At 56.1% G+C, this 21,807-nt stretch carries 24 protein-coding genes; 7 read left to right on the top strand and 17 right to left on the bottom strand.

Annotation, left to right across the window (positions count from 1 at the left end):
- Positions 1-24: 24 nt before the first annotated feature.
- Positions 25-573 carry a TATA-box-binding protein gene (locus NKG98_RS08700; RefSeq protein WP_254769264.1) on the top strand — a complete coding sequence of 183 codons (549 nt, stop codon included), beginning with the start codon at positions 25-27 and terminating at the stop codon, positions 571-573.
- Here NKG98_RS08700 and NKG98_RS08695 read toward each other — a convergent pair whose 3' ends face one another.
- The 4 genes from NKG98_RS08695 to NKG98_RS08680 are packed head-to-tail and all read right to left on the bottom strand — an operon-like array spanning position 574 to position 7,143.
- Complete coding sequence (locus tag NKG98_RS08695; RefSeq protein WP_254769263.1) at positions 574-1,296, bottom strand: M48 family metallopeptidase; 723 nt, start codon at positions 1,294-1,296, stop codon at positions 574-576.
- Complete coding sequence (locus NKG98_RS08690; protein WP_256558482.1) at positions 1,289-4,264, bottom strand: type I restriction endonuclease subunit R; 2,976 nt, start codon at positions 4,262-4,264, stop codon at positions 1,289-1,291. Before NKG98_RS08690 ends, NKG98_RS08695 begins: the two co-directional genes overlap by 8 nt.
- A complete protein-coding gene (locus NKG98_RS08685; RefSeq protein ID WP_254769261.1) occupies positions 4,257-5,645 on the bottom strand; it encodes a restriction endonuclease subunit S in 1,389 nt (462 codons plus the stop codon). Before NKG98_RS08685 ends, NKG98_RS08690 begins: the two co-directional genes overlap by 8 nt.
- Positions 5,638-7,143 carry a type I restriction-modification system subunit M gene (locus tag NKG98_RS08680; protein WP_254769260.1) on the bottom strand — a complete coding sequence of 502 codons (1,506 nt, stop codon included), beginning with the start codon at positions 7,141-7,143 and terminating at the stop codon, positions 5,638-5,640. Before NKG98_RS08680 ends, NKG98_RS08685 begins: the two co-directional genes overlap by 8 nt.
- A 108-nt stretch (positions 7,144-7,251) precedes the next feature.
- Here NKG98_RS08680 and NKG98_RS08675 point away from each other — a divergent pair, with 108 nt between their 5' ends.
- Positions 7,252-7,800, top strand: coding sequence for a TATA-box-binding protein (locus NKG98_RS08675; RefSeq protein ID WP_343230445.1), 549 nt, complete (start codon positions 7,252-7,254; stop codon positions 7,798-7,800).
- Positions 7,801-7,855: 55 nt separating this feature from the next.
- Here NKG98_RS08675 and NKG98_RS08670 read toward each other — a convergent pair whose 3' ends face one another.
- Positions 7,856-8,629: a hypothetical protein gene (locus tag NKG98_RS08670; RefSeq protein WP_254769258.1), complete on the bottom strand. Its 774-nt coding sequence runs from the start codon at positions 8,627-8,629 to the stop codon at positions 7,856-7,858.
- An 83-nt stretch (positions 8,630-8,712) separates the two neighbouring features.
- Between NKG98_RS08670 and NKG98_RS08665 the strand changes: the two genes are divergently transcribed.
- Together NKG98_RS08665 and NKG98_RS08660 are read left to right on the top strand one after the other, a co-directional pair.
- Complete coding sequence (locus tag NKG98_RS08665) at positions 8,713-9,117, top strand: hypothetical protein (protein WP_254769257.1); 405 nt, start codon at positions 8,713-8,715, stop codon at positions 9,115-9,117.
- A 2,057-nt stretch (positions 9,118-11,174) separates the two neighbouring features.
- On the top strand, positions 11,175-11,564 hold the full coding sequence (locus NKG98_RS08660; RefSeq protein WP_254769256.1) for a hypothetical protein: 390 nt from the start codon (positions 11,175-11,177) through the stop codon (positions 11,562-11,564).
- A 237-nt stretch (positions 11,565-11,801) separates the two neighbouring features.
- Here NKG98_RS08660 and NKG98_RS08655 read toward each other — a convergent pair whose 3' ends face one another.
- Positions 11,802-12,188: a hypothetical protein gene (locus NKG98_RS08655; protein ID WP_254769255.1), complete on the bottom strand. Its 387-nt coding sequence runs from the start codon at positions 12,186-12,188 to the stop codon at positions 11,802-11,804.
- Positions 12,189-12,244: 56 nt separating this feature from the next.
- Positions 12,245-12,643 (bottom strand): hypothetical protein, encoded by a 399-nt coding sequence (locus tag NKG98_RS08650; protein WP_254769254.1) that lies wholly within the window; start codon positions 12,641-12,643, stop codon positions 12,245-12,247.
- Positions 12,644-12,857: 214 nt separating this feature from the next.
- Here NKG98_RS08650 and NKG98_RS08645 point away from each other — a divergent pair, with 214 nt between their 5' ends.
- On the top strand, positions 12,858-13,625 hold the full coding sequence (locus tag NKG98_RS08645) for a hypothetical protein (RefSeq protein ID WP_254769253.1): 768 nt from the start codon (positions 12,858-12,860) through the stop codon (positions 13,623-13,625).
- Here NKG98_RS08645 and NKG98_RS08640 read toward each other — a convergent pair.
- From NKG98_RS08640 to NKG98_RS08610, 7 genes are all read right to left on the bottom strand, one after another.
- Positions 13,616-14,029, bottom strand: a complete 414-nt coding sequence (locus tag NKG98_RS08640; protein ID WP_254769252.1) for a TRAM domain-containing protein — start codon at positions 14,027-14,029, stop codon at positions 13,616-13,618. The two genes, NKG98_RS08645 and NKG98_RS08640, sit on opposite strands and share 10 nt — an antisense overlap.
- 168 nt (positions 14,030-14,197) lie before the next feature.
- Positions 14,198-14,809: a hypothetical protein gene (locus tag NKG98_RS08635; protein ID WP_254769251.1), complete on the bottom strand. Its 612-nt coding sequence runs from the start codon at positions 14,807-14,809 to the stop codon at positions 14,198-14,200.
- Positions 14,810-14,891: 82 nt separating this feature from the next.
- On the bottom strand, positions 14,892-15,029 hold the full coding sequence (locus tag NKG98_RS08630) for a hypothetical protein (protein WP_254769250.1): 138 nt from the start codon (positions 15,027-15,029) through the stop codon (positions 14,892-14,894).
- Positions 15,030-15,165: 136 nt separating this feature from the next.
- Positions 15,166-15,660, bottom strand: coding sequence for a hypothetical protein (locus tag NKG98_RS08625; RefSeq protein WP_254769249.1), 495 nt, complete (start codon positions 15,658-15,660; stop codon positions 15,166-15,168).
- 68 nt (positions 15,661-15,728) lie between these two features.
- Positions 15,729-15,950 carry a DUF8139 family protein gene (locus tag NKG98_RS08620; protein WP_254769451.1) on the bottom strand — a complete coding sequence of 74 codons (222 nt, stop codon included), beginning with the start codon at positions 15,948-15,950 and terminating at the stop codon, positions 15,729-15,731.
- Between the two features lie 23 nt (positions 15,951-15,973).
- Positions 15,974-16,387 carry a hypothetical protein gene (locus NKG98_RS08615; protein ID WP_254769248.1) on the bottom strand — a complete coding sequence of 138 codons (414 nt, stop codon included), beginning with the start codon at positions 16,385-16,387 and terminating at the stop codon, positions 15,974-15,976.
- A 205-nt stretch (positions 16,388-16,592) separates the two neighbouring features.
- Positions 16,593-17,609, bottom strand: a complete 1,017-nt coding sequence (locus NKG98_RS08610) for a tyrosine-type recombinase/integrase (protein ID WP_254769247.1) — start codon at positions 17,607-17,609, stop codon at positions 16,593-16,595.
- 195 nt (positions 17,610-17,804) lie between these two features.
- Here NKG98_RS08610 and NKG98_RS08605 point away from each other — a divergent pair, with 195 nt between their 5' ends.
- On the top strand, positions 17,805-18,200 hold the full coding sequence (locus tag NKG98_RS08605) for a hypothetical protein (RefSeq protein WP_254769246.1): 396 nt from the start codon (positions 17,805-17,807) through the stop codon (positions 18,198-18,200).
- Here NKG98_RS08605 and NKG98_RS08600 read toward each other — a convergent pair.
- From NKG98_RS08600 to NKG98_RS08590, 3 genes are read right to left on the bottom strand one after another with little or no spacing between them, the layout of a single operon-like run.
- Positions 18,194-18,847, bottom strand: a complete 654-nt coding sequence (locus NKG98_RS08600) for a DUF6517 family protein (protein WP_254769245.1) — start codon at positions 18,845-18,847, stop codon at positions 18,194-18,196. The two genes, NKG98_RS08605 and NKG98_RS08600, sit on opposite strands and share 7 nt — an antisense overlap.
- A gap of 44 nt (positions 18,848-18,891) precedes the next feature.
- A complete protein-coding gene (locus tag NKG98_RS08595) occupies positions 18,892-20,484 on the bottom strand; it encodes a sodium:solute symporter family protein (RefSeq protein WP_254769244.1) in 1,593 nt (530 codons plus the stop codon).
- Positions 20,481-20,723 (bottom strand): DUF3311 domain-containing protein, encoded by a 243-nt coding sequence (locus tag NKG98_RS08590; protein WP_254769243.1) that lies wholly within the window; start codon positions 20,721-20,723, stop codon positions 20,481-20,483. Before NKG98_RS08590 ends, NKG98_RS08595 begins: the two co-directional genes overlap by 4 nt.
- 184 nt (positions 20,724-20,907) lie before the next feature.
- Here NKG98_RS08590 and NKG98_RS08585 point away from each other — a divergent pair, with 184 nt between their 5' ends.
- Positions 20,908-21,732, top strand: a complete 825-nt coding sequence (locus NKG98_RS08585; protein ID WP_254769242.1) for an ArsR/SmtB family transcription factor — start codon at positions 20,908-20,910, stop codon at positions 21,730-21,732.
- Positions 21,733-21,807 lie beyond the last annotated feature (75 nt).

Below are 21,807 nucleotides of genomic sequence, written 5' to 3'. Positions count from 1 at the left end.
CCGACAACTACCTTTCTCGGAATAGTGGTAGAGCCAACGGTCGTCAACGTCGTCGGGACAATCACCTACCAGCAAGAGATTGCATTAGACGCGTTGGCAGACACATTCACTCGCCGTGGTGAGATTTCTGACGTAACCTATGAACCTGCCGAGAATCACTGGCTACAGACTCGGTTCGCGCCCGATGACACCTACGTCGCATTCTATCGGAGCGGTCGCTGTTCAATAGCAGGCGGCAATTCAGTCGAACATTTTCACGAGGTAGCAGACCGAGTTAATACCCTCATGCGGGACATTCTACAGTTCGAGTACGAGCCGACCGTAGAAATCAGCAACATCGTCACTACAGCGGATATTGGCACATCAATCCCGTTGGAAGCCCTGACGCTCGAACTCGGAATGGAACACACCGAATACGAACCCGAACAATTCCCGGCGCTCATGTACCGAGAAGAGGATTACGTCATGCTGGTCTTTGCCAGCGGGAAACTGCTTTGCACCGGACTGACCGATGTGGCAGATGTGACCGACGCGATTGAACAGATGGAATCCCGACTACGGGTAGTTGTGTAGTTACACGTCTTCTTCGCTAAACACCAACTTGGCGCTGTTCTGTTCTAACCACTCAGCCTTCTCCTTGTAGTCAGGGATGTGTTCTCCGACCAACTGCCAGAACTCTCGTCCGTGGTGCTGTTCGGTCAGGTGAGCGAGTTCGTGGACGACGAGGTAATCAACAACGTCGGGCGGGGCCATAATGAGCCGCCAGTTCAGGCTAATCGTTCCACCAGTCGAACAACTACCCCACCGTGTGCGCTGGTTTCGGAGTTCGAGTTTTTCGTACTCGACACCCATACGCTCGGCGTAGTGGTCGATGCGGTCGGTGAGATAGCTCCGCGCCCGGCTCCGATAGAAGTTTTCGAGAACTTGCTTGACCGACGATTGCTCGACAGCACTCTTTCGGAGCCGAATCGAATCCTCGTCTACCTCGTGTTTCTGTAGTGGCTCAATAACGAGTTCCCGGTCTTCACCGAGGAATGGGAAGCGCTCGCCAGCCTCAAACGTTCGGTCGGGGACTTGCTCTCGATAGGCGTCGTACTTCCGTTGCTGGTCTACCACCCACGCCGCGTTCTCCTTGAGTAGTTCTGTGGGCTGAACGTTGTCGTCTTCGGGAACGACGACAGTCACGCCGTGAATGTCAACGTCGATACGCGGTTCACTGGCGTCGGCGCTATGGCGTACCTCGTACTCGACGGGGTTCCCCAACAGGTCGATGTTCCGACTGTGGGCTTTAGCCATGATTCTCGATAAGGTAGTTCCGTATCGAGTCTACGAACCCATCGTCGTCTCGAATCAGGTGTCCGAGTTCGTTTTCCTTCACCAGTACGTCCAATAGGATACGCTCGATTTCTGCGATGGTCTGCTGGTTCGTCTTCCACCCGTAATATCCTCGGTCAACGCGCTCGCGGAACTGTGAGACGATTTCTTCGGCCACTTCCTCGGCCTGTTCTTCAGACTCGATAGCCTCGGGCGTCTGCTCGGTGAGGTGCGTGTAGATTGCGAACTCGGCGTCATCCATCCCCTGCTCTTCGGCTTCTTTCTCGACGTTCAGCACCTCTTCTTCGACCGACTTCAGTGCCTCGACGGCGTCGGGGTCGCTGATTTCATCTCCCTGCCAGCGTTCCACTATGTCGGTCACGCGCTCACTCAATCGCTTGTATCGAGGGTTCTGGTTTTCCCGAGGGTGTAGGTGTTCGCGGGTCGCGTGGGCAATCTGCGAGGCCTTGACGCCGGGGTTGTCCAACCCTTCTACGTCTTCGAGGTACTCTTCCCCGAGTTTGTAGGTCGGGAAGTCGTCCTTGATTTCCGTGATTTCGACGTTCTCGTTGATTATCTCGCGCGTCTTCTCGCGCATGTCGTCTTCGGGGTCATCCTCGCCCCCGGTTGTGCGCTTGAATGCGACGTGAATCCGGCTCAACCACTTGTAGTCGCGCTCGATACCCTCGTTGATTAGCCGTTTGTCCGGAGCGACGGCTTCATAGAGATTCTGTAGACGGCGGAAGCCCTGTTTGAACTCGCGGCGTTCCGGATGGGTGCTAATGCGCTCTACTGCCTCGTAGGCGGCCTCTTGGGTGTCGTCCTTGGATATACCATCGAAGATACCCATGACCGTTTCCAACTGGTCTTTCAGGTCCTCGAAGAGTTCGTCCTTATCGCGGGCGGCGTAGGCCTTCGTCTCGGCGTCGTAGTCAAGGGCGTCGTCTATGTTCTCGAAAACACCTTGGAAGTCCACAATCTCACCGTTCTCCTTCCCCTCGGCAGGTCGATTCGTCCGGGCGATAGCCTGCATGAGATTGTGGTTCTTGAGGTTGCGGTCGAGATACATCGTCTTCAGAATCGGTGCGTCGAAGCCCGTCAGAAGCATGTTGTGGACGACCAGCAGTTTCGGCGTCACTTCCTCGGCTTCCTCGTCGGTCTGCTTGAACGCCTTGATGATACTGTCGCGCTCTTCGGAGTCAGTATGGAACTGCTGAATCAGGTCGGGGTCGTCGTTAGTCGCCGTGTAGAGGACTTCTATTTCGTCCTCGCCACGACGCTCAATGAGCCGCTCGCCGTACATGGCGGCTGACCGGCGACTCGGCGTGACGACCATTCCCTTCCACCCGTTCGGCGCGACGTGTTCGTTGTAGTGCTGGTCGATTTCTTCGACCGCTTTGTCCACCCGAGGCTCGATTTCTGCGAGCGTGGTCGCGGTGACGTTCTTCCGGATGAACTCACGTTTCTCGTCCGTACTCAGCCCCCGGAACTCGCGCTCGAACTCTTCGTCAAGGCCCGCTTCGTCTATCTCCCACTCCATCTCATGACGGAGCGTGAAATAGACGGGGAGAATCAGGCCGTCCTCGATACCCTGCTTGACCGAGTAGCGGTGTAGGTAGTCCTCGTCCTCGGGGGAGAACTCGCGGAACGTGTTCCGGTCTTCATGGCGCTCGCCTTCACGGACGGGCGTCCCGGTGAAACCGAAGTGGTAGCAGTCAGGAAGGGCGGCGTCGAGGCGACTCCCGAGGTCTGCTTCCATGAACCGGTGGGCCTCGTCGCTCATGACCACTACCTCGTCGTTGCCCTGTTCGTCGGGGTCAACGTCCTCGAACTTCTGAATGGTCGTGAGGACGAGTTCGCTTTGGCCTTGTTCAATGAGTTCTTCGAGGTGGGCAATACTCTCGGCCTCGGTCCACTGTTCGAGGGAGAGATTCGCCAGTTGGTCCCGCATTTGGGAGTTGAGCTTGTCCGTATCGACGATGATGAACACCTGCGGGTTGCGGGCTACATCGCGTGACAGCAGGTTCTCGGCGGCGTAGAGCATGGTGAACGACTTGCCCGAGCCTTGGGTGTGCCAGATGAGGCCGCGCTTGTGGACGCCCTCACGAACGCGGTCAAGAATCGCGTTCACCGCGTAGTACTGCATGTAGCGTGGGACGATTTTCGCGTCTCCACCGGCTCGACGCTCGTAGAAGACAAAGTTCTTCAGCAGGTCAAGGATAGATTCGGGATTGCAGAGGGCCTTGATTGCCTGTCTCACGTCGTTGCTGTCCTCGAACTCTTCGGGGGCGTCGTTCCACGGTTCGTAGAACTCCTTTGGTGCGCCGACAGCACCGTAGCGAAGCTCGAACGTATCGGCGGCGATGTTGAACAGACCGGGAATGAACAGCCAGGGTACGTCGTCCTCGTAGGCCCGTAGGTCACGCACAGCGTCGTGCCAGTCGTTGTCCTGTGCCTGGCTCTTGAGTTCCATCGTGACCAGCGGAATCCCGTTCACGAAGAGATTCACGTCCGGGCGGATAGTCGTCTCGCGGGAAACGGAGAACTGATTGACTGCGTGGAAACGATTGTTTTCGGGGTTTTCGTAGTCGATAAGGTCTACGTAGACCGATTCTGTGGAGCCGTCGTCACCTTGTACGGAGAAGCTCTTACCCTTAGTTAGCAGTTGGTAGAATGCCCGATTTCCGTCCATCAGGCTCTCGGCGTCGAGGTCGCGCTTTAGCGACGAGGTGAATTTCTCGACGTTTTCCTCGGTCACATCGTCATTGAGCGCAACAATTTGCTCGGCCAGAAGGTCCCAATAGATTACCTCGTGGCTATGCCGGTTGTAGGCCTCATCGAGAGTATTCGCACCTCGGTCCCCGTCCTGCCCGTGGGTTTCCCATCCCACTCCATCGAGCCACGATAGGAGAGAGCGTTCAACACCACCTTCAGACGGAATACTAACCATCCTGTGCGATTTTGTCAGGTATCTCTATATTGGTGTTGGTTGTACGGACTGTTCCTGAAAGTAGGTCTTGCATGAGCCCTTGCTTCAGACGCTGTAGATTCTTCTTCCTTCTTTCCAAGACAGTAGTCTTCTTATCGTAAACCGTCAGTTTTGACGCAATCTCTTTTTGCACCTCTTTAGGTGGGTGAGGAACTGGTAATTTCTTCAAATCACTTCCTGCAATTCCTGAAGCAGTAGTAGTAGTAACAATTCTTTCTATGGATTTGGAGCCAACTGGTCCTTCGAAATATTGAGCGAGGAACATAGGGTCCACTTCGTTATTTAGACGCACTCTTATGAGAGAAGATTCGAATACAGTTGGTTCATCTAACTCGCCAATCAATGTACACTCCCCAGCTCCTTCAACATTGAGCGACCGCCTTGCAAACAACAAGTCTCCCTGTTTCAATCTATATTTGTCAATCTCATCGTTCTCCATTTCAACCCGCTCCATATCGGCCCCGCCAAACGTTATTTCCCCAAACATGTCGCCCATTTTTAATATGGGGACTCCACTACCATACGCGTCTTGTTTTTTATATACACCATTTCGACTCGACTGAATTAACTCAGAAAATTTGACAGTATCCCATTCCTCAGGGAGTTCACCAAGCCAGGTACTTTTGGTTTCAGATGACCTCAGGCCTTCATGGAATAGGTCCTGAGCGACTGCTTTCTTCAACCGTAAAACTTGGTCAAGTAGCTCATCTATTTTCAAAATTGCTTGGTCAAGATTGTCAAGTACAGTTGCAATTTTGTTCTGTTCTTCGAGAGGGGGCAGTGGAGTAGGAAGTAAGTCCAGTCGAGTTTTTGAGAGTTCAATTTGTCCAGTTGACCCGTTTACACACATGGAATAGAGAAGGGCCTGACCAAGGTGGCTCTCTAAGAAATACCTGTGGAAATATGGATTCAGCTCTCTTTCAGTCCTAATGAGGGTTACGTGAGAATCAATCGCTCGACGCTCATTATCGGGATAAACCTGTGCCCGGCCAAGAGTACCCTGACCCGTAGAGTTCAGAATTACATCTCCGGGATTTGGGAAATATTTTTCCTTCCAATCTTCTGCAACCTCAGGCTCTAAAAATCGTAGATTCTCAAAATGCCATCCATCCCAGTAGATACATTCCTGATTGATAACGGGGACTCCCTCATCAGCATATGTAGGCTGTTTCCCTCTCGTAATCAGATTCTTAATATCACCGAGCCGCTTTGCTGTCCACTCTCCAGGTGTTGATAGCGTAAATGGTCCAAACTGCTCTTGTTCTAATCCTCTCGATTCCTGCACAGAGTCTTCATCATCTTCCTCTCCAATGAACTGGTCTAAACTTGCGTCTTCACTCATAATTCAGTTCCTCCATGTGGTTGCTTATTTTACTCTCAAGCTTGTCCTGTTCTGCCTGTAATTCTCGCAATTTAGCCAGCTCAGTCTCTACGTCAATGTCTTCTTCAGGCTCGGTCGTATCAACGTAAAGCGCAATATTGAGGTTGTAGTCGTTCTCTCGAATCTCGTCAAGCGGAACCGTTCGACTGACACGCTCTTCGGTTGCCCACTCTCGGAAGTTCTCGACAATGTGGTCAAGCCCTTCGTCGGTCAGCTCGTTCTGATTCGAGAGTTCGCGGTAGAACGCTTCGTCGGCGGCGTGGATGAACTGTACCTCGTCTTCACGCTCGTCAGCCTTGTCCGTGTTCAAGACGAGAATGGCGCTCGGGATGGAATTGTTCTGAAAGAGGTTCTCGGGAAGGCCGACGATTGCCTCGACCATATCCTCTTCGAGCATGTGTTCCCGATACCGGGATTCGTGCTTTCGGAACAGCACACCGTGAGGAATCACGATAGCGGCCTTCCCACCTCGCTCGTCACCTCTGTCGGGGTCCTTCAGTTGCTCGGCCATGTGCATGATGAAGGCGTAGTCGCCTCGGTCGGCGCGGGGGAGTTTCTCGTGCCAATCGAAGCGACCCCACGGGTCGTCCTGAAGCTCGTCCTTGGCCCAATCAGCCGAGAAGGGGAAATTTGCCAGCACACGGTCGAAGCGAGTGAGTTCGTTCGCTTCGTCGTCGGTGAACTCCGGACTTGACAGCGAATCCTCGCGCTCGATAGTTCCATCAAGCCCGTGAATCGAGAGGTTCATTTTCGCTATCGCCGCAATGTCGGGGTTGATTTCCTGACCAGTGAACTTCAGCTTCGAGGGGTCGCCACTCTGTTCCTCACGGTAGTAGTGGGCGGCCTCAACGAGCATGCCACCGGAGCCGACGGTCGGGTCGTGGAACGTATAGCCGTCCTCGAACTCGTCCACGAGACGAACGCAGAGACGGACGATGTGGGGCGGGGTGAAGAACTGACCGCCAGACTTCCCCTCTTCTTCCGCGAAGTGGCGAACGAGGTCCATATAGGCCTCTCCGAGCATGTCCGGGGGAATGCTGTCTCGGTCGAAATCATACTTCGAGAGGTGTTCGACCAGCCTCCCAAGACGGTCGTCGTCGAGCGCGTCCGCGTCGATGTAGTTGGCTCGGAACAGGCCCTTTAGCTCGGGATTCTCGTCTGCCAAGGCGTCGAACGCGTTATTCAGCGCCTCGTCAACGTTGTCGTTCACTGCACGAAGGTCGTCCCACAGGTAGCCCTCGGGGACCACAGGAATGTCGTAGAGGTTCTTCCGCCGGGCGAAGTCCTCACCGTACTCTTCGAGATTCTGTTCGTACTGCTTCTCGAACTCGTCGGATATGGACTTGTAATAGACGAGCGGCAGAATGTATTCCTTGTAGTCGGTCGGGTCGACAGCGTCTCGGATAATATCTGCACACTTGAAGAGATGGTTTTCGAGTTCGTCCAAGGAGATGGGCATACTCGTCTGCTTTCACGCGAGCGTGATATTTGCTCCGATGGATTTCGACACCGAGAGATGGGGATATATACAGCACTTGGGTTCTACAGTCTATCATAACAGCCCAATCTGGAAATCGTCAGTACGATGGGGAGCGGCTCTCTCGGTCGAGAATTAGATTTAGACACCTTCGTCTCCGAGCTTGAGAACCATCTTGGCGGTTCTGTAGACGCTAATTTCACGAGCAACGGCATGGCTACGGTTCGGTTGGAAGAAGACGGTCCCGCGTACACTCTCTATCGGACAGGAACGTTTCAGATTCGGGGCGCGACGGACGAAGACCATCTGACCGAAGCGGCTGACCGATTCCGAGAGGTGTTATCCGAAATCGGCGTCGAGGTTCCCGACTACGAGTTCAGGCACGTTACCTCGGTCTTCATGGAAGACCTCGGGCGAGAGGTGAACTTGGAAGCGCTCACTATCGCGCTCGGGATGGAAGACACCGAGTACGGACCCGAGCAATTCCCCGGCCTCATTTACCGACCGCCCGAACACGAAGTGGCTCTACTGGTCTTCGCTAGCGGGAAAATCATCGTCGGTGGAACGACCGATAGGAGCGAGGCGAAATCTGCTGTTAAACAGTTGAAAGACGAACTCGCTGTGTTGGATAGTGCTTGAATTCAGCGCGGGATTGGAAGTCGGAGAATCCTATTCTAACCCTTTCTGAAAATTGTCAGTATGTTGTCTTATTCCAATTAATCTCGAACGAATCGTTTTCAGCCGATATTCCACCATGCTTGAGCGCTTGGTGGTACTCTCGGTCATAATCCTCTAAATCTCGTGCGAGGTGTTCCGCTTGAGCGCAATTGAGTATGCGTCCCAACTCATACTCGTATTCAGAGATAGTTAAGTCAAAGCGGGAAGGGATTGGAATATCATCACTCCCGCCATCAACTGATACTATGTACACATTATCCAAACGACGCCCTCTATGGGTTACTTCGAGTTGCCGTTTGTACGCTGTTTCATCCATATAGTTCTCTACCCACTCTTCGTGGAAATCTTCACGTTCACTATATGGTTGAAATTTCAGCACTATATCTCTATTATTCTTGTAGACGAATTGAGTCCGGCTTTCCTCATCTATTTCTTGGTACTCCCATTCATCGGGTTCCGTGGACTTAATCAGGTGTTCCACATCACGGGGGTACCAGTATTCGGGTTGGGTGAACGAGAAAATTGCCAGAGAAATCGATAAAATCGCCAGTGTGAGGCTCACGAGAGAAAGTACAGGGGATGGAAAGAACGCGAAGATAGCGGTCAAAGTTAGAATCAATATGCCGCCAGTTCCAAGATATACAAGGAGTCTACGGTAGTGCCGTTGTTTTCGTGGCCCGATTTTGTTCAAGCCAATACGTTCCCGTCCGCGATTATAGCGCTCTACAAGACCGCGAGTTACACGAGATACAATCTCATTACCCATTGAGTTACATACCTCGGTAGACATTCTTCAATCCCCGCGATTACCGTCATCTGAGCTAGTCGTGTCTACCGGAAGGGATTATTTGTGTTCACAACATGTCGCCTCTCATGAACCATGTTGACCGCTTCCGTACTCGCGTCGCTGAAGCCTTCGGTGCGATGATTCTGACTCTGATGGCGACCGTTGGGGGCGTTGTTATTCGCTCCGCTCGGGAAGCCACTCCGACAACTGAACCCGCTACGTCATTGTCTATCGACCTAACTGTAGGACTCATCACTTCGCTTCCGGGCCTCGTTTCTCTTGCCGGGATTATTGGCGCGACAATTCTCGCAGGGCCGCTCGGATTTCTCGGTGCGTTACTTGAAACAGTAGGGGCTACACAGTTACTCTATCACCAGAGCGAGGCGGGCTTTTGGATGATTGTTTTCGGAGCAGGACTGGTGACGGTCGGTGCGCCAATCCCTTGGGGGAAGGTATTGGAAGCGATTCTTGACTCTGGTGGACGATACTAATCAACTCAACCGACGAGCGCGAGGTTTTCGAGGTGTTTAGATAATGAGACGCACAGCTCGGTGACCATCTTATCAGAATTTATGGTATATGGTATTAGTAGTATATTTTCATCACTTTCTGCAACCTCATAGCGTGTGATATCGGAGCCAGATTGCTTGTGAACTTCGTCGGACAATCCGGACAACAGGGCCTACAGAGACAAGTGGGATTCATGGACAACACGGACAACTACGGGCAAGTGACCACGTAGTTTCGTCGGACAACACCGTATAGCAGTGTACTACGTGGTGATGGTTCGTTCGTGGTACTGGTAGATAGTGTAGACTGTTACGGTTCGTTCGTACACCACTATACCACTCGTTCTTCGTCTACTATAGACTGTACAGTAGGTTTTTTCGTTCTATAGGTATACTATCTACAGTACTACTATACTACAACAGCGCTCTCTACTCTATCCCCTATAGTCCCCTTTCTCTTCTCATACTCTATACTATTCTAACATAATTTATATTATATAATACATAGTACTACCATAGTAGACCAACTACTACGACAAAGGCAACCAGCACCGTAGCCACCGCCGAAACGGTCGCGGCTTCAGCACCAGTTTCCCGCTCATTCCCAACCTCGAAACGACAAGTAAAGCCAATATACCGCTAAAGAAATGGCGAACTGCCCCGCCTACGCCTCAGGCCGTTCTGACGAGCGTGAGATGGGTTGTGAGCCACTTCGTTCCGCTCCAAGTGGTATGGGTCACGTAAATCTGAACGCGCTCTATGGCTCGCTCACAAGCCATAAGAAGTTTTATAATTTTATAGAGCGCTGATTGATGGTTCTATCCGGATTTGTAGGCGCATCGTGGAAGTCAGTGCCGTTCAGAGCGGCGTGAGCGAGGTCACAAGCGACTGCTTTCGTGACCGAGTGCGTTGGGTTCGTATAGTATCGAAGGCGCTTACAATGCCACTCATAGACTGCCTTGGAATCGAGTTAAGAAGTTATAACGCTATAAGATAGCGTGAGACGCTATTCTGATAGGGGTATCAGGATGAGTTACTGGCTTGGCCAATTCAGACTTGGAACTTGGCCAAATACATAATAATATCTATATACTATGTATAGTGGTAGTTTTGCGGTGGTGCCGGGGCAAGTCAAAGACGAACTCGAACAGAACTCGCCGCTGGACGAGCCGTAGGACAACCGGCTGAATCTGGTGTTCTTCTTCATTCCTTATTTCGGAATGACTAATTTCGAAGCCGGTTTTCAGAGTGTTGGGGGTGTGACTACTACCGACGCTCTCGATTCGACACCGGGGCGTCTCCTTGTTCATCCCCTATATCGGAATGAGGGGGGTGGAATGGTATTTTAGAGGTCGTCGGCTCTGTGAAGCGTTTTGAGTATATCAAGAAAATAATATATGGGGAAAACCGGCTCTTCAGGCACTCTAATGCGTGTTTAGGGAGCGTTGGAGAAGGTCATAGCAGGACGCTACGGCCCTGTGGGGCCGTCTCTCCGGGGGTGTCTGCCCGCCCTACACTGCCCACACACTCATGCAGCAGAGACAGACACCAGTAGAGCGCACAGAGAGGCAGGGGTGGGGGCACCTCGTAGGCCGGGTGGGCTGGTAGGGGGTACGAGAGGCCGAGGGGACTGGCCCGGTGGGGGCGGGGGTAGTCCGGGTCAGGCCGGGACAGCCGGGGGCAGGGTGGGGGTTCGAGAGGGGGCGATTTTTTCTCAAGCGCTCTCTGGCTCTCTCGATACGTGATTTCGCGGGGTGATTGACCGCGTTCGTGCTACCCTGCTGGCCGTGTACCGGTCATGACAGTCGCCTTCGACAGCATGGCCCACTCGTCGGCGTCGAACTTTGAGGGCGGAAGCGGCGGACTACGGGCCGAGAGTATGCTGGTGGCGTCCTTCAGGAACGGCCTCTTCGCGCAGTTCGAGTGTGGTGGCGGTTAAGTGGTTTTTCAGGCTCGGCTCCGAGACTCCGGATACACTTGGTTCCACTTTCACCTTGGTTGTCGAACACTTATTTGCCAGTGGCTCGTCAGATACGGACATGGTAGCAGAAGCCCTTCAATACGTGTCGAATCACCTCGACACCATCATGACTGGCCTGACTATGGCAGTGGTTGGAATCAGTGTCTACGAAGCAAGAGACGGATTCTTCCTGTTCAATGGAGACTTCCGAGGGAAGTACGGTGCGTTGCTGATATTCGTGGGGACGCTCTTCGGTGCGTCTCTCATAACCCCGATGGTGGGCAACCTGTGGGAACAGGCTCTTCCACACATTCCGCCCGGACAACTACTCGGAACGATTCTCGTCCTCGGTATGCTCGGGGTCAACAAAGCGGCGGAGTGGAACTTCTTCGACATTAAGTCCCTTCCTATCTACGGACTTGGTGTCGTCCTGATAGCGAATCCTGAACTCATACACACTGTAGCATAGGGGAACACCGAGCAAGGTACTCTTCTGCTACACCGTTTCGTCCAAGCGACCAGCAGGTTGGCTCGTAGAAGTTAGCCGCCGTGTGGATTTATTATAGCCTGTGACCATGTTTCGGATAACATGGCAAGAAATCCGAAATACCCTGTTGTGGCAGTTTCAACGTGACCCGAACGCGCGGTATGAAGAGTTGCAAGGACTGCGGGAAGAGTTGGGAGTAACGATTCGGAAACCACGTACCTACGCCTTCGTCTGTTCTGGTTCTGTCTCACCGAGTTCGTCCAACCGACCGTAGGTTACTTCGTCGGGGTCCTCGTGAGTCAGCTCGTACTCTGCGAGGTACTTCCGGACGGTCGTTGCGGAACAGTCGAACTCGTCACGGGCCACGATTTCCTCGGGCGACAGTTCCTCTTCCGCGTAGAGACGGCGCAGTGTCGGTTCATGCCGCCAAGGCCGAAGGACGCCGAGGCGTTCGGCGTGAACGGTGACACGACTCACTTCAGTCCCCAACTCAAATGCGATAGTTCGGGGCGACAGTCCGCGTTCGTGAATCGCCCATTCAAGGAAGTCGCGGTCGCGCCACGGCTCGGATTCGGGAACGCGCTCTTCAGGAAGGCGGAAGGTCATTGCCAGAAATACGCAGGCTCCGTAGGTGTATCCAACGGGTAGCGGCGTCCTCAACCCTACTCGTCTTCTTTCTTCTCTTCGGCAATATCTTTGAGGGCCTGCTGAATCCCATCTTTCGTCTTGTCGTAGGAGCCTTTCGCTGTCTCAATGCTGACTTCCTTATCTTTCAGTTTGTCATAGAGCCAAGCGGCGGCGATTCCGGTACCCACGTCCCGACCGAAATCAACGAGAACCATGACCGTAGACGGGGAGATAGCGTCTTTCTTGATGTACGTCCCGTTGTTCTGTAACGTGACTTCGCCGCCCGGACTCACGCTGTCAGAATCCTCAAATATCTCGTTTTCGAGATTCCGGTCTTTCGTATGGATAAGCAAGTCCCCTCGGTCGAAGACAGGATGAATAGCCATTTTACCACCTGCCGATTGACTCACTTGAATCAAGAAACCACCGCTCACCGACCATTTTCATAATGCACCAGCAGGAACAAGAATACAGAAACAGATGGACGGGTCTAAGAGTATCGACCTGACACGGGATTCGTTTTGGGCTACTATTCTCGTCTCCTTTGTTATCGCGGGTATTGTCGGTGTGGCTTGGGTGGGATACGCGTGGGCCACTGGTCAGAATATACCTCGTACACTCGTAGAATCCGGACCTTTCCTATTGGTATTGGTTACGCTCATCAATATCGGTCTGAGCGGGTTAGGTTTCCTCGAAGCGAGGAAGGAACGACGACTGACTCGTCAAACACTTGCCGAGTATCGGAAGGACGGAATTATCGAGACGATTGTTAGACTGATAGAGACTACCAATGACCAGTTACAAATCGACGAAATCCGATTGAAGCAGGCCCAAGAGGCTCCAGTGACATATCCCGTCCTCAAGACTGCGGAAGAGCCAGAAGAAGAATTGCTTCAGGACCTTTCACCAGTATATCCGGAGATAACAGCGGACTTTCGAGAGTACTTCAGATACCGGAATGAGTATGCGAAACAGAGAGAAGAACTCAAAGAAAAGCTTATCCAGTATATACCCGATGGCCTGACGGAAGACCGGTTAGACGAGTTACTGAATGCCACTGGCTCAAGTTTGGAATCAACACGTCCGCATAAAGAAGGAGATTCGTTCTATCAGAGACTTTCGGAGTATTCAGACGATTTAGCATATGTGACTTTGAGGGGGGAACGACCAGACGTCACTAAAGGGTGGATTTCTGACAACATAAGCGACATCCGAGATACATTGATTGAGTTACGGTCTTTAGAAGAATTTTCGGACGAATTTGAGCAGTTAGAGACACTCCAAGAGGACCTAATTACGAAGAATAGGGAAATTCAGGAACAAAGTTCAGAGGCAAAGGCCAAGCTCAAAGAACAGTACAATATCAGTGAAGCTGAAATTAGAAAGCGGAAAGAAAATACCTCGGACTATTCGTAATAACTTAGCCGCTCAACCACTTCAGCGAAGGCGACGTTTTCTCGCACATCAGTAATCTCGACGGTAACGCGCTCGCCCTGTTCAGTGTCGGGAACAATGACGACGAAGCCACGCTCGACACGAGTGATACCGTCTCCCTGTTCGCCTATGTCCTCGATTTCGACGGTGCGCTGTTCTCCCTCTTCGACCGGTGGCTTCGGTGGGCTACGTTCGCGTTCTGGTTTGGTTTCAATGTCGCTGGTGTCGTCATTGGACGATGAAGGGAGAACAGCCACGCGATACGTCTCGCCTTCCCGAATGTCGCCAAGGCGAATCTCTTGCTTGGGGACTTCGACCACATAGGAGTCGCCTCGCTCTTCGATAGTGGCAGAGAACAGACAGCGAAGTTGGTCGGAAATTTCCATTAGCGGTGTCTTGACCGAGATACACAAGGGAGAATACTTGACTCTGCTGTCCGACCGGTGTTGTCGGACTCACTGTTGACCCTCAGCACTGTTTCAGGGGTGAGGTTGTTGAGGAGATTGATAGCCATGGCTGTAAGGTACAGAGATAGTTAGAATGCCAGAATATATCTACGTCCTCGCGCTCTCAATCTCTTGCAATACATCCATCTTGTTCATCGCTTCTTCAATTTGACTTCCGACGCTAATTACCTCTTGAGCCGCCTGCTCGTAGTCTCTTGGACTGAAGTTGTCTTCATAGGGATAAAGAAGCCCAATAATCTGTACACCGTCCCAAATTTCGTCTTCACCACTGCTCTCCGGGTCACTAATCGTTCGATTCCGAATCCGACAGTCCGAATGAATCATGAATGATTCCACATCATTAACAACTCTTTCTGCCTGTTCCTCGCTCACGTCTCGAATCCTCTCTGCGGCTACCCTTTCATGTAGATTTTCGTCTCGAATGGTGGACTCATCCATCTCATACTCTTCCATGTGTTTGCTCAACAACTGATTATTTTCCCTGTATGCCTGAGAAACCCGCCGCCTCAACGAATGTTGGCGAATAAGAGTGAAATATCTCTCATTCGGGGCCGCGTAAAACTCCAAATTGGTATTATCTCTATTAATTAAGAAATATGTACCATTCTTCGCTCTTTCTTGTCCAACTACAAAATCCTCGGCGCTCAGTACATATGATAGTACTTCTCCGATTGCGTCGTAATATTCATCTGCGGCCATTAGAACGGGTAACGACTAGCTGTCACTTAATCATTCGTAACCAGAAACCGACGAAAGAGCGTCGCTTTTGACAGATGGGGTTTCACAGGTCGCCAATCAATTTCGCCTGCGTCACTGCGAGGTACTGTTCCTTGTCTGTCTCTGCGCCCGCCATGTCGATTACCTCGTCCTCGTCAGCGGGTAGGCGTACCTCGGGGTTCTTCTTCTGTTCGTCGCTCATACCAGTGCTATCAGCCGGGATACGTGAACTTCTTTCGCCACGTCTCTGACAGGCTACATCCACTGTGGACGCAGATAGCGCCAACGCAAGCCAGTCAAGTTGTACTAATCTGATAGCCGATAGGGTCTATGCCGGTTCAGTTCTGTTCGTTGCCCCTATCCTGATTCGATGGATGGGCAGGATGTGCCGCGTTGGTGGGTTGACGCTCGTACAGGTTGACCCACGGTATCCGGTTATCGAGATGAATCAGAACTGCTTGCTTTGTGCTGGTCTGCGGAGCAATCACATTGCCGTACATTGCGGCACTCCCAAAGAGATATATTCCAACCCCTATCGAGAGGATAGCCCCGTAAATAAGGGCAGTCAGTAAGAGACTGCTGGCCCAAGAAGGTAACACGGTTGGTGGTTGCTTTGCCAGTAGCCATGCGACGAGAAACCCGCCGGCCACCAGATGTGGGATGATACTCGCTTTCCCCAATTGGTATCCCATCCGGGATTGTCCGTGGTTCAGTTGAATATCATCATCGGGATTTGGTTTACCAATATCGTACTGAATCTGCATATAGATAGCAATCGCAGGGACAGCGAGCATTACGTATTCTAACAGGGTCAGAACGGTATTGACACTCATAATCAGGGAACCAACTTCCGTCGGTTAACTAATTTCGACATACCTGCCATCTCGTGCTACTGTCCTTCTTATCGTGGCCTCAAGTCTCGCCAGCGAAAGTCCTCTACGTTGCCGTCTTCGAGTTCAACACGAAATAGCAGTGAATCGCGTTCGTCACCAGTAGCCTGACCAGCGTCGTCTTCGAGGACAGCGACGACCGTCCCGCGAATCCTGTGGTAGCGCTCGTGGTCGGGGTCAGTCTCGTCGGGAATGTCCATTCGAACGCGGTCGCCCTCGGAGAACCGTTGCATTGGGCTGTCTAAATCTATTCTAATCAGGCTTGGAACGGCTGTGAGTCGCTCCATTCCTTAATCACGGGGACGATTCTCTCGCCTTTCGGAATGTGCGACTGAACATTAGGGAAATCGTCCTGATAGTAGGGAATATCCGATTTGTCGAACGTCTCGGTTGATTCGTATTCTGCGTGTTCCCCGCCCGGATGATTGGTAGCAACGCCACCAAGAGCGAACACACCTCGATTAGTGTTGTCTGTCACTTTTAGATTAACCTCGAAGGAATCGTCGTCTTCATTGGTGATTTCGGCTTCAATCTGCCGCGTGCTTGAGATTAGAGTGTCATAGTTTCCCATATCGCCTTCAAACACTGAATAGGAGATTCGAACATCAAATTCATCGTCTTCCCATCCAACCGTGGTCGTAGGCATATCGTCTTGTCGAGGGTCAGGCATATTCACAAAAACAAACCCCTAATAGAAAGAATCTCCGGACAGCGACTATTGAGACACTTTCTCCGTCCACTCGCACCCGCAGGACTCGCAGGTGTAGTGTTCCTTGATGATGGTCGGTTCGTCCTTTTCGAACATCCACACGTCGCTGTCATCGCCGCAGTCCGGGCAGGTCGCGTCTACGCGTCGAGCGAGGGGCATGAGTCTGTTACACTCCTTCGAGGTAGCCACGACGCTGTTCGACTTTGACCTCTTCGTCGCGTCGGTCGTAGTGGGCCTCAAGCACCTCACGAGAGACATTCATCCTATCCGACACCACATCTACAGGCACGTCTTCGGTGAGGTGATGGGTGATTGCCCCTCGTCGCCACGCGTGCGGACTCCGAGACGAGGGACAAACCGACGGTGCCTTTTCTGGTGGATTCAGCGCTTGGCAGGTGTCGGTGTCCCGACCGTGGGGACAGTGACCACCATTGTACTGGCAGGGGTGCGTCCACCGGTAGCAGGTTTCCCGAATGGTCGATTTCGAGACGCGCCCGAACTGCGTGGTGAGTAGTGGCTTCCGTCCCCGTTCGTCGGTCACGTCCTCGCGGTTGTGGTCGATGTAGTCGTTCAGGACTTGGCACACGTCGGAACTCAAGGCGATTAGACGCTCGCCCTTCTCCTTGTTCTTCAGCGGCGTCTCGGGCCGGTGCTTTGCACGGAGCCACTGGTTCTCTCGGTCATAGTCCTGCAGGTCGAACGACCGGACAGTCCCCGACCGCGCTCCACAGCGCCACAGTAGGGTCAAGAGCGCGTGCTGAAGGGACGCGTACTCGAAACGTGCGAGGTGGTCGAGTATGTCTGTCGCGGCGTCAGAGTCGAGCAACACGTCGCGCTCTCGGTCGCCATCGTTCAGTGAGGGCGAGAGAACCTTGTTGTGAAGGTCTTGCTCGACGGCGTCGATGGACTCGCACCATTTCACGAACGCTCGCAGGGCGTCGAGTTGGCCCTTGAGCGAAACGCTGTTCAGGTCTTGGGCACGGTACTGCTTGAATCGGAGTAGGTCACGCCCTGAAAGCGAGTTCAGGTTCTCTAGGTCTTCCGTCTCGCACCACTCCACGAACTTTTCGAGCTTATACCGGTAGGAGTCGATGGTTGCGTCGGCTAATTCGTTCTGACGGTCACGCAGGTAGAGGCGAACTGCCTCGTTCGGAGCGATGGGTTCGAGCGTGGTTTCGGGCATTGGTGAACATCTCTGAAAGCCCGACAGAGGCCGCGAGCGGCGCGATGAGCCGGTCGTAGTCGAAGCCGACCGGGACGATGTGGGTCTGCATACCTCCGCGTTGGGAGGATCGAGCCTAAAGGCATTCGTCCGCCGGGCATCGTGCCCTGCAGTTTGGCGACAGGCTCAAGCCGACTCCCGTCTCAGTACGCTCGAATGCTCGAAGAGGCCGCGTTGCGCCGGGAGTTTACCGGGATGGTCGTCGCCAGCCTCGCCGTCGAACCCGACGTCGTCGGCGGCACCGTCACCTGTACGGCCTGCGCCCGGGAGGAGGGAGACGAGCCGACGGTCCTCGAGGCCGGCGACCCGGTCGTCGCGGCGGCCACCTGCTACGAGGGCCACAGCTGGGAGTTCGCCGACGTTCGCTGTCCCCGTCACGCCGTCGAGCGCGTCGCCGAGACGATGTCCGTCCGCGCCGAGGAGCAGGTCGTCCTCGAAGCGGTCCTCGAACCGACCGGCTACCACTCCCCCGACGGCGAGTTCTATCCCGACGCGCTCACCCTCGGCGCGGTCGAAGTCGTCGACTACAGCCCGACGGCGGACGGTTACTGACCGCTGTCGACCTCGTTTTCGTCTTCGTCGGCCACGTCCCCGTCGTCCGCGAGTTCGACGGTCCGGACCACGTCGAGAACCGTCTCGCGGTCCCGCTCGGGGTCGGCGACGAGACCCTCGGCGCCGGCGACCCCGTCGGCGTCCGCGAGCGGGAACGTCCCGCCGGCCATCCGGTAGGCGCGGTCGGTCGGCCAGACGGCGACGTGGGTCTCGGCGTCGATCCACGCGGTTTCCCCGCCGTCGGCGGGGTCGAGCGGGTACGAGACGTCGAGGACGTACCGCCGACCCGCGGTGCCGTCGGCACGCTCGAACCGCCCCGACGACCGCTCCCCGTCGACGACGAGGCCGTCGTCCTCGACGCTGTCGACGAACTGGCGTTTGGCCTGCGGGGCCGCCATCGAGAGGACGGCCGCCGGCGAGACGCCGAGCGACGACAGCGACGGGCGAAAGGAGAGGTCGATCGCGAACAGCGAGCGGACCGGCACGTCGCTCCCCCGGACGTCGTCGAGGGCCGTCGCCGTCGCGACGTGCTCGTACAGGGTGGTCTCGGCGACGATGGCGGCCAGCGCGATCCGGCGCTCGTCGGTCCGGGTCCCCAGCGGGCGCCACGCGTCGCGGATCGACGCCGGCAAGACGAGTTCGGCCATCGGGACCGGCTACGCGGCCGGCCCCTTTCGGTGTGACGATGTGGTCAGTCGGCGCGCAGCCTCTCGAAGTAGAGCGTCCGCTCCTCGGCGGCGGCGGGGCTTGTCAGCACCGAGACGCCGACGGTGAGCACGAGGCCGAGCAGCATGCCGACGATCCCCGGCGTCCACCCGAGGTACGAGTCCCGGACGACCGTCGTCACGACGGTCACGAGCGCCGGCGAGAAGCCGCCGAGGACGGGGCCGAGGATCGGGACGGCCTGCACCGCGGCGTCGACGGCGCCGATCGTCCAGACGATCACCCAGCGGAACAGCGTCGCGAGGTAGAACGCCTGACTGCCGGCCACGCCGGCGACGATGCCCGCGCGAGTCGTCCCGCGCCAGTAGAGCGCGACCAGCACGGGCAACGCGAGTTGAGCGAAGCCGGAGAAGGCGGCGTTGCCGAGTTCGAACAGCGTCGCGGGGTTGTAGAGGCTGGCGACGAACGTCGCGAGCGCGAAACAGACGACGCCGGCGCGGGCGAGCAGGTCCTCGCGGCGCGTAGAGAGGTCCCGGCCGAGGGACGCGACGAGCGGCCGGTAGAGGTCGCGCGTGAAGTACGACGACCCCGACAGCAGCATCGAGTCCGAGGAGGACATCATCGCGGCCATCGCGCCGGCGACGACGAGCGCGGCGAACCAGGCGGGCGTGTACTCGCCGAGGATCACCGGCAGGACGTTGCCGCCGTCGGGCACCGGGACGCCGAGTCCGCGGCCCCACGCCCCCAGCATGAACGCGGGGACGAACAGCAACACACAGAGGATCGGCCAGAGGGCGAACGACCGCTTGAGGACGGTCTTCGAGCCCGCGGCGAAGAAGCGCTGGTTCACCTGCGGAAACATCGCGACGCCGAAGCCGATCGTGATCGCCGTCGAGAGCATCCACTGGGGCGTGTAGTAGTCGGTCCCGAGCGCGAGGAACTCGCTTCCCACCTCGGACGCCGCGAGCGCGTCCGTCGCGGCGCCGGGGCCGCCGACGGACGCGAGCACCCACGCGGCGGCGGCCCACGTCGTTACGAGCATGAACGCCCCCTGGAGGGTGTCGGTCCAGGCGATCCCGCGCATCCCGGCGACGACCACGTAGAGGATCATGAACAGGGTGATGAGCGCGGCGCCGGCGGCGTAGGGGATCGCGCCCTCGGTCAGCGCTTCGAGGGCGGTCCCCGCGCCGGCCTGCTGGAGCATCACGTACGGGAACAGCCAGAGGAGGCTGACGCCGGCGACGAACCCGCGCAGTCCCCGCGAGCCGAAGCGGTCGCCGAGCATCTCTCCGAGGGTGACGTAGCCGCGCTGGCGGCCGAGTAGCCACTGCTTGTAGCCGATCGCGTACCAGAGGATCGCGAAGATGATCCCGTCCATGAGCCCCATGACGAGGATCCACTCCGGGCCGTACGCGTACGCGAGGTTCGGCCCGGCGAAGAAGGTAAAGGCCGACAGCAGCGTCGCGAACGTCGTGAACAGCAGGACGACGGTCCCGAGGGTCCGCCCCGCGAGGTAGAAGTCCTCGGCGGTGCGGTCGGCCAGCCGGTAGGCGACGAGGCCGACCGCGAGCGCCAGCAGGAGGTAGCCGACGACGATCCCGAGCTGGACGCCGACCGTCACCGGAGCTCACCCCCCGACGGACCGGGACCGTCGCGCTCGGGTTCGACGCCGATCCCCCAGGCTCGCTCGGCGAACAGCCAGAAGACGCCCGCCGCGAGCAGCATCCAGCCGACGTGCCACCACAGCCACAGCGGCAGGCCCGCGACGACCGTCGTCGACCCCCACAGGAACCAGGGGACCGCGAGCGCGGCGAGGACGATCGCGGCAGCGATCCATCCGACCAGTTCGGCGTGTCGCATGGGGGTAGCTCACGGACCGTCGTTGGTAACTGTTTCTGTTCGGACCGCGCGGTTGAAGACTGATCTTCATCAACACGCGTTCGCCGCTACCCCCACGCCCTCGCCCGATTCCCCAAGGTAAAACGGCTCTTTCACGTATGGAAAGGAGTATATGTGTCGGTGAGAGAACTAGAAGAGAACCGATATGGCCCGCCTGTTTCCTCTCCGCTCGGAGACCCCGAACCGGGAGAGACAGCCACGGGTCGTCGACCTCGGGGACGAGGACGCCGACGCGGTGTTCGGCGCGCTCTCCTCGGGAACGGCCCGCCAGATCTACACGACGCTGAACGACGAACCCGGGACGCCGAGCGACGTCGCCGACGCCATCGACTCCTCGATCCAGAACGTCCGGTACCACCTCGAGAAACTCGAGGAGGCGGGCCTCGTGGAGGTCGTCGACACGTGGTACTCCTCGCGGGGCAACGAGATGAGCGTCTACGCGACCGCCGACGGGCCACTGATCGTCACCAGCGACCGCTCGACCGCGGAGAAGCTGAAAGACGCCCTCTCGCGGTTCATCGGCGGCGTCGTCGCGCTCGCCGGCGGCAGCCTGCTCGTCCAGTACGGCCTCGGACGCTTCCTCTCGCCGACGATGGGCGCGGACGACGAGGCCGCCCCCGCGGGGGGCGACGACGGGGGCGGGGGCGGGGGAGACAGCGGCGGCGACTGGGCGGGCACGGCCGACGCCGAGGAGGACGCCGCCGAGTCGACCGACGACGTGGACACGTACGACGTGACCGAGGACTCGGCCGACGCCGGCACGGACGTCGACGTGTCGGCCGACAACTTCACGGCCGACGGCGGCGAGCCCGACCCCATCTTCGCCGACGACGGCGGCGTGACCCTCGACGGCGCGCTCGAAACGGCGGACGCGGTCGTCTCGATGATCCCGCCGGGAGCGCTGTTCTTCCTGATCGGCCTCGTGATCCTGATCGCCCTGACGGCCTACTGGTACGGCCGCTCGTACTGACCGCGGCCGCGACCCGCGGGTCGGCCCCCCGGCTCCCGCGTGTCAACACATATTTGCCGCTCACGAACCAATTTC

Origin of the sequence: Salinilacihabitans rarus, from assembly GCF_024296665.1 — an archaeon.
Taxonomy (GTDB): Archaea; Halobacteriota; Halobacteria; order Halobacteriales; family Natrialbaceae; genus Salinilacihabitans; species Salinilacihabitans rarus.
The sequence above is the reverse complement of the archived record's forward strand: the minus strand, read 5'-3'. Positions and strand labels throughout refer to the sequence as shown.